The organism is Accumulibacter sp. (assembly GCF_029255125.1).
GTDB lineage: Bacteria > Pseudomonadota > Gammaproteobacteria > Burkholderiales > Rhodocyclaceae > Accumulibacter.
Genome location: NZ_JAPUVR010000047.1, coordinates 1 through 7,188, shown reverse-complemented (window position 1 = coordinate 7,188; position 7,188 = coordinate 1). Strand labels below are relative to the sequence as shown.

At 64.9% G+C, this 7,188-nt stretch carries 4 protein-coding genes; all 4 read right to left on the bottom strand.

Annotated features, from left to right (window positions below):
* The coding region (locus Q1L59_RS02350; RefSeq protein WP_300327688.1) for an FAD-binding protein at positions 1–439 on the bottom strand (439 nt) is incomplete at its 3' end.
* A 43-nt stretch (positions 440–482) separates the two neighbouring features.
* Positions 483–4,190 carry a methionine synthase gene (gene metH / locus Q1L59_RS02345; RefSeq protein WP_300327687.1) on the bottom strand — a complete coding sequence of 1,236 codons (3,708 nt, stop codon included), beginning with the start codon at positions 4,188–4,190 and terminating at the stop codon, positions 483–485.
* A 40-nt stretch (positions 4,191–4,230) separates the two neighbouring features.
* Positions 4,231–5,112, bottom strand: a complete 882-nt coding sequence (locus Q1L59_RS02340; RefSeq protein WP_300327686.1) for an adenylate/guanylate cyclase domain-containing protein — start codon at positions 5,110–5,112, stop codon at positions 4,231–4,233.
* A gap of 114 nt (positions 5,113–5,226) precedes the next feature.
* The gene (locus tag Q1L59_RS02335; protein WP_300327685.1) at positions 5,227–6,966 is read right to left on the bottom strand and encodes a SulP family inorganic anion transporter; all 1,740 of its coding nucleotides are present in this window, start codon (positions 6,964–6,966) and stop codon (positions 5,227–5,229) included.
* Positions 6,967–7,188 lie beyond the last annotated feature (222 nt).

The following is a 7,188-nucleotide window of genomic DNA, read 5'->3' as shown; positions in this document are numbered from 1 at the left end:
CTTCGAGCGAGTGGAAGCGCTCGCTGAGTTCGAGCCCGTAGGCGCCGATGTTCTGGATGGGTGCGGCACCGACCGTGCCCGGGATGAGCGCCAGATTCTCCAGTCCGGGCCAGCCCTGAGCAAGCGTCCAGGTGACGAGATCGTGCCAGTTTTCGCCCGCGCCGGCACGCACGTACCAGGCGTCGCCATCTTCACCAATCAGGCGGCGACCCGTGATGGCGATGTGCAGCATCAGTCCGTCGAAGTCGCTGCGCATCACCAGATTGCTGCCGCCGCCCAGGATGAAACGGCGCCGCGTGCCATGCCCGCCCAGCTTGGCCAGGTGGGCGACCGACTTGATTCTGGCGTAGAGCGCCGCGCGTGCCGGCAGCGCCAGCGTCGTGCGCGCGGCCAGATCGACATCGTGCTCGACGAGCTCGCGCAAGGTTCGCGCCTTCACTTCGCCTTCGGCGCCGCGTCGCAACGTCTCCTGCACGCGCCGCTCAGAGCAATGGCGCCAGCCAGCGCTCGGCTTCCGGCAGACTGAAGCCGCTGCGTTGCGCCCAGTCGGCGAGTTGATCGCGGCCGATCTTGTTGATCGCGAAGTAGCGCGCCTGCGGGTGTGCCAGGTAGAAGCCGGCAACCGCCGCCGCTGGGGTCATCGCAAAGGATTCGGTGAGGCCCATTCCGGCGTAGTACGGCGCGTCGAGCAGCGCGAAGAGGGCGCCTTTCGCCGTGTGATCCGGGCACGCCGGGTAGCCGGGCGCCGGCCGGATGCCGCGATACGCTTCGCGAATCAGCGCCTCCCGGTCGAGCGTCTCGTCGCTGGCGTAGCCCCAGAAATCGCGCCGCACCTGCGCGTGCAGCCATTCGGCGCAGGCTTCGGCGAGGCGGTCGGCGAGCGCCTTGAGCATGATCGCCTGATAGTCGTCGTGCGTCGCCGCGAACTCGGCGAGTTTCTCCTCGATGCCGAAACCGGCGGCGACGGCGAAGGCGCCAATCCAGTCGGGCGTACCACGCTCGGCGATGAAGTCGCTCAGACAGTAATGCGGCTTGCCGTCCGGGCGCTCGTGTTGCTGGCGCAGATTGTGCCAGGTCATCAGTTTTTCGCTGCGCGTCTCGTCACTGTAGATCTCGATGTCGTCGCCGACGCTGTTGGCCGGAAAGAGGCCGCAAACGGCGTTCGCGTGCAGCCATTTTTCATCGATCACGCGAGCCAGCATGGCCTGCGCGTCGGCGAGCAGCGCGCGGGCGGTTGGCCCGACGGTGGCGTCGTCGAGGATTTTCGGGTAACTCCCGGCGAGATCCCAGGTCTGGAAGAATGGCCCCCAGTCGATGAATCCAGCGAGATCGCCCAGCTCGACTTCGCGCAGGACGCGGATTCCGCATTGCCGCGGTGCTGTTGGCCGGTAGGCCGGATCGGCGTTCCAGGCGTAGCGCCTGGCGCGCGCCGCGGCCAGCGTGACGAGCTGGACGCCTTTCTTGGTCGCGTGCTGCTCGCGCACGCGCGCATAATCGGCGCTCACTTCGCGCCGGAAATCGGCCGCCTGTTCGAGCGAGAGCAACTTGCTGACGACGCCGACGGCGCGCGAGGCGTCGGGCACGTAGACGACCGGGCCGGAGTAACTGGGCGCGATCTTGATCGCCGTGTGCGCGCGGCTGGTCGTTGCACCGCCGATGAGCAGCGGCACCGGCGATTTGCCGTCGGCTGCGCTGGCGAAGCCGTGGCGCTCCATCTCGGCGGCGACATGCACCATCTCTTCGAGCGATGGCGTGATCAGGCCGGACAGCCCGACCGCCTGCGCGCCGTGCTCGCGCGCCGCGTGCAGAATTCGGTCGCAGGCGACCATCACGCCGAGATCGACGACGTCGTACCCGTTGCAGCCGAGGACGACGCCAACGATGTTCTTGCCGATGTCGTGCACGTCGCCCTTGACCGTCGCGACGACGATCTTGCCTTTGCCGGCCGCACCGGTGCGCTGCTTTTCGGCTTCGATATACGGAATCAGATGAGCCACCGCCTGTTTCATGACGCGCGCCGACTTGACGACCTGCGGCAGGAACATCTTGCCGGCGCCAAAAAGGTCGCCGACGACGTTCATGCCGTTCATCAGTGGGCCTTCGATCACCGCCAGCGGGGGTTTGCCGGCAGCGGCAAGCGCCGCGCGGCATTCCTCGGTATCGGCAACGACGTAGTCGGTAATTCCCTTGACCAGCGCATGCGTCAGACGCTGGTCTACGCTGAGCGCGCGCCAGGCAAGGTCCGGCCCGCTCTCTCGATTCCTGCCTTCGCGGACCGTCTGGGCGAAATCGACCAGCGCCTCGCCGGCGTCCGGGCGGCGATTGAGCACGACATCTTCGACCTTCTCGCGCAGCACGGGGTCGAGCTCGTCGTACACGCCGAGCATGCCGGCATTGACGATGCCCATCGACAGCCCGGCCTTGATCGCGTGATAGAGAAAGACGGTGTGGATCGCCTCGCGCACCGCGTCGTTGCCGCGGAAAGAGAACGAGACGTTCGAGACGCCGCCCGACACCTGCGCCGCCGGCAGATTGGCGCGGATCCACGCACACGCCTGGATGAAATCGACCGCGTAGTTGTTGTGTTCTTCGATTCCGGTGGCGATGGCGAAGATGTTCGGGTCGAAGATGATGTCTTCCGGCGGGAAAGCCGCCTGCTCGGTGAGCAAACGGTAAGCCCGTGCGCAGATTTCCGTCTTCCGCGCGTAGCTGTCGGCCTGTCCGCTTTCGTCGAAGGCCATGACGACGACTGCCGCGCCGTAGCGACGGGCGAGCCCTGCCTGGCGCAGAAACTCGGCCTCGCCTTCCTTGAGCGAGATCGAATTGACGATGCCTTTGCCCTGTATGCACTTCAGGCCGGCCTCGATGACGCTCCATTTCGACGAGTCGAGCATCACCGGAACGCGCGCAATGTCCGGCTCGCCGGCGATCAGCTTGAGGAAGCGATCCATGGCCGCCTGCGAGTCGAGCATCGCCTCGTCCATGTTGATGTCGATGATCTGCGCGCCGTTATCGACCTGCTGGCGGGCGACGGCCAAAGCATCGTCGTAGCGCCCCTCAAGGATCATCCGCGCGAAGACGCGCGAGCCGGTGACGTTGCTCCGTTCGCCGACGTTGACGAAGAGCGAATCGGCGCCAAGGTTGAACGGTTCGAGGCCGGCCAGACGCAGCTTGCGTTCGCGCTGCGGAACGCGGCGCGGGCGCAGGCCGGCGACGCGCGCGGTGATCGCCGCGATGTGCGCCGGCGAGGTGCCGCAGCAGCCGCCGACGATATTGACCAGACCCTGACGCGCCCAGTCGGCGATCTCGTCGGCAAGCTGTTCGGGCGTTTCATCGTAGCCGCCGAAAGCATTCGGCAGGCCGGCGTTCGGGTGCGCCGAAACGAAGCAGTTGCAGACGCGCGACAGCTCCGCGACGTATTGGCGCAGTTCGGCCGCGCCGAGCGCGCAGTTCAGGCCAAAGGAAAGCGGCCCGATATGGTTCAGCGAGTTCCAGAAGGCCTCCGCCGTTTGTCCGGACAGCGTTCTGCCCGAGGCGTCGGTGATCGTCCCGGAGATCATCACTGGCCAGCGCCGACCGCTGCGAGCGAAATACTCCTCGATCGCGAACAGCGCTGCCTTGGCGTTCAGCGTGTCGAAAACGGTTTCGACCAGCAGAATGTCGGCGCCGCCGGCGCACAGACCGTGCACCGCTTCGCCGTAGGCGCCGACGAGTTCGTCGAAGCTCGTATTACGGTAGCCCGGATCATTGACGTCGGGTGAGATCGACGCCGTGCGCGAGGTCGGGCCGATGACGCCGGCAACGAAACGTGGCTTGGCCGGATTGGCGGCGGTGAATTCGTCGCACACCGCGCGGGCAAGCTGGGCGCCGGTGAAGTTGAGTTCGTAGACGATCGCTGCAAGTTGGTAATCGGCCTGCGAAACGCTCGTCGAGTTGAACGTGTTGGTCTCGATGATGTCGGCACCGGCGGCCAGGTATTCGCCGTGGATGGCGCGGATGACGTCCGGACGAGTGAGCAGCAGGAGGTCGTTGTTGCCCTTCAGATCGTGCGCATGGTCCGCAAAACGCGTGCCACGATAGTCTGCCTCACACAGATTGTGGCGCTGGATCATCGTCCCCATTGCTCCATCGAGAACGAGGATTCTCTCGCTCAGGAACTGTTTCAGTTCGTCTGTTCGATCAGGCTGCATGATTTTTCCCGGCGGCGGGTTAGCGGGTTATTTTGGCGGGCTATTGGTAGGTCTTGACCGACCAGACGAGATCGGCACCGCCTTCGCTGAGACGGTGGCCGAGGCAGATGCGGCCGTTGCCGTGCAGAATGAACTCCTCGCGCTTGAGCGCGACTTCCTTCTCGCCGTCGGCCTGCACGAAGGTACCATTGGTACTCGTATCGCTGAGGACAAATTTGTCACGCCGGAACTCGACGCGGGCGTGCGTGCGCGAGGCGCAAGGCACCGACAAGCGGATGCGGCACGAACGCTCACGACCGATCACCACCGCCTCGTCCTCCGGCGTCAGCGTCAGCGAGCCGCCTTGGTAGACGAGCCGCAACGAAATCGTCGGGGGCGGCAGGGTCATCGGCAGGCGATCGCTGATCATCGTCAGGTTTTCCGCCTGCCAGACGACCTCGCAAATCGCGATCGACTCGGCCTTGCCACGCACGGCAAAACGCCCCATGCTGCGCGTCAGATCGCGCAAGTCGGAAGACATGGCTGCCGCCGCCGTTTCCGTGGTGATCGTCTGGCCGCCCTTGGCCAGGCTGGTGATGCGCGAGGCCGTGTTGACCGCATCGCCGAAAACATCGCCGTGGTCCTCGATCAGATGTCCGACATGGAAACCGATACGGATCGACAGGCCATGCTTGTTTGCCAGTTCATCTTCCGACAAGCGGTTCTGCATCTCGCACGATGCTTCGGCAGCGGCGTCCGCACTGGAAAAAACGCACATGACTTCGTCGCCGAGGGTTTTGACGACGCGTCCGCCGAAGAACGCCGTGACGTCGCGCAGGATCTCCAGGCAAGCGTCGACCAGGCGCTTTGCCTCATCGTCTCCGATCGTCTCGTACAGCTTCGTGCTGTTGGTCACGTCGGCAAACAGAACCGCCTGTAACATGTCTGGCCCCTTCTGCCACCAATGGTCGATATCATAGCGCCTGATGCTGCGAGCGCAAAACCGTACGGCCAGCCCCCCAGGGGCGAAGGAGGTGACGCTTGCGCTGTTGCGCGCTCAGGCAGACGCCGGTGGGGTTTCCTCGTCGTTGCGTGGCGCTGCGCCGTAGCGCCGCTCGAAAGCTTCCGCCGCCTTCTTGACCGAGACGAAGAATTCGGTGCGGCCAATCTCCTCGGACAGACCGACCTTCGCCAGTTCTTCGAGAAACGGTCGCGGAGCATCGGCAATCTTCACGTCCACGCCTTCGTCGGCAAGTTCACGGTGCAGTTCGGCGAAGCGTTGCGCTGCCGTGACGTCCATGTCGTGAATTGCCTGGGCGTCGATGACCAGCCACTTTACCGGAACCTCTGCTTCCTCGACCAAGGTCCGGATGCGCGTCACGACATGCCGCGCGTTGGCGAAGACGAGCGGCGCATAAAGGCGATAGACGAGCAGGCCGGGAATCTCCCGCGTCTGTTCGTCGTCGCGGCAATCGTGGAAGCGGCCATCGCTGACGCGTACGCGCAGCACCGCGTCGTCCGGGCGCGAGATCTCGACGAGAACGGTGATCAGCGAGAGCAGCAGGCCAAGGATGATTCCCGGCACGACGCCGGCGAGCAGGATGGCGAGCGTGACACCCATGGCAATCCCGAATTCGACGCGATCGATGCGATACAGGCCAAGCAGCGAAGCCATCTCGAGCATGCCGATCGCGGTGACGATCAGAATTGCCCCGAGCGCGACTTTCGGCAGCAACGCAATCAGTCCGGTGAGCAGGAAGAGGAAGAGGAGCAGCCCGACGGCGGCAATCAGTTGGGCAACCTGCGACTTGCCGCCGGCCGAATCGACGATCGACGTGCGCGACTGGCTGGCCGATACTGGAAAGCCCTGCCAGAGGCCGGCGAGAATGTTCGCCGAGCCGAGGGCGACGAGTTCGCGATTCGGATAGACCTCGTAACCGTTCTTCTCGGCGAAGGTCTGCGCCAGCAGGATGCCGTCGGAGAAGGCGAGGAAGGCGATCGCCACGGCCGCCGGCGCCAGTGCGGCGATGTCTGACAGATGCAGCGCGGGAATCTCCAGGCGCGGCACTCCCGAGGGCACGGCGCCGACCAGGGCGATCCCGTAACTGCCCAGATCGAAAGCGGAGGTTGCCGCGATGGCGACACCACAAACGGCCAGCGCGCCAGGCACGCGCGGCAACCAGCGGGCGAGCACGACGAGCAGCAAGACGAGCAGCAGACCAAAGGCAAACGTTGGCCAGTGCGCCTCGGGTAGCTTGCGCACCACGGTAAACACGATGTCGAAGAACTCTTCGCCCTCGGTCTTGATGCGGAACATCTTGCCGAGCTGCGTCGAGATGAGGACCAGCGAGGCGCCGTTGAGATAGCCGATGAGCACTGGGCGCGACAGCAGATCGGCGATGACGCCGAGTTTCAGACGCGCCGCGAGCAGCAGCACGGCGCCCGAGAGGATGCCGAGAACCGCCGCGAGGGCGGCGATGCGCCCCGGGTCGCCGGCGGCCAACGGCAGGATCGCTGAACCGGCGAGCAGGCCGATCGCCGCATCGGGTCCGGCGATCACGTGTCGCGAGCTGGCGAACAGTGCGTAGCCGATGGAAGCCGCGAGGGCAGCGTAGAGGCCGGCGATCGGCGGCAGATGTACCAGTTCGGCGTAAGCGATCACCGACGGAATCATCACCACGCAAGCGGTCAGCCCAGCGATCGCATCCTTGCCTAGCCAGGCCAGGCGATATTCCCTGAGTGTTGCGAGCAAGGGCAGCGTGGACTGCAGTAGGCGGAAGAAAGAGGTTGCGTGCATGTCGGTTGCTCCGAGCGAACAGACTGGAAACGCGGAATATAGCGCGATCTGTCGGGAAAGTCCGCAGACCGCCGTGCTTGGTCACGTGCCTTGTCCGAGCGGCCTTGCCGCGTTCAGCACTGGCTATGTCATTGGTCTAAGTTCTGGAAAACCCGGGCTGCCGCGCGAGGTGCTGCCTTCGTTCGCCCAAAGAGCGAGTTTCAAGCGTTCGCCAAGAGCTTG

Bases quoted from the DNA above. Each gene is read 5' to 3' on its own strand.
- metH (WP_300327687.1), bottom strand. From the start codon at position 4,190: ATGCAGCCTGATCGAACAGACGAACTGAAACAGTTCCTGAGCGAGAGA.
- Q1L59_RS02335 (WP_300327685.1), bottom strand. From the start codon at position 6,966: ATGCACGCAACCTCTTTCTTCCGCCTACTGCAGTCCACGCTGCCCTTG.
- Q1L59_RS02340 (WP_300327686.1), bottom strand. From the start codon at position 5,112: ATGTTACAGGCGGTTCTGTTTGCCGACGTGACCAACAGCACGAAGCTG.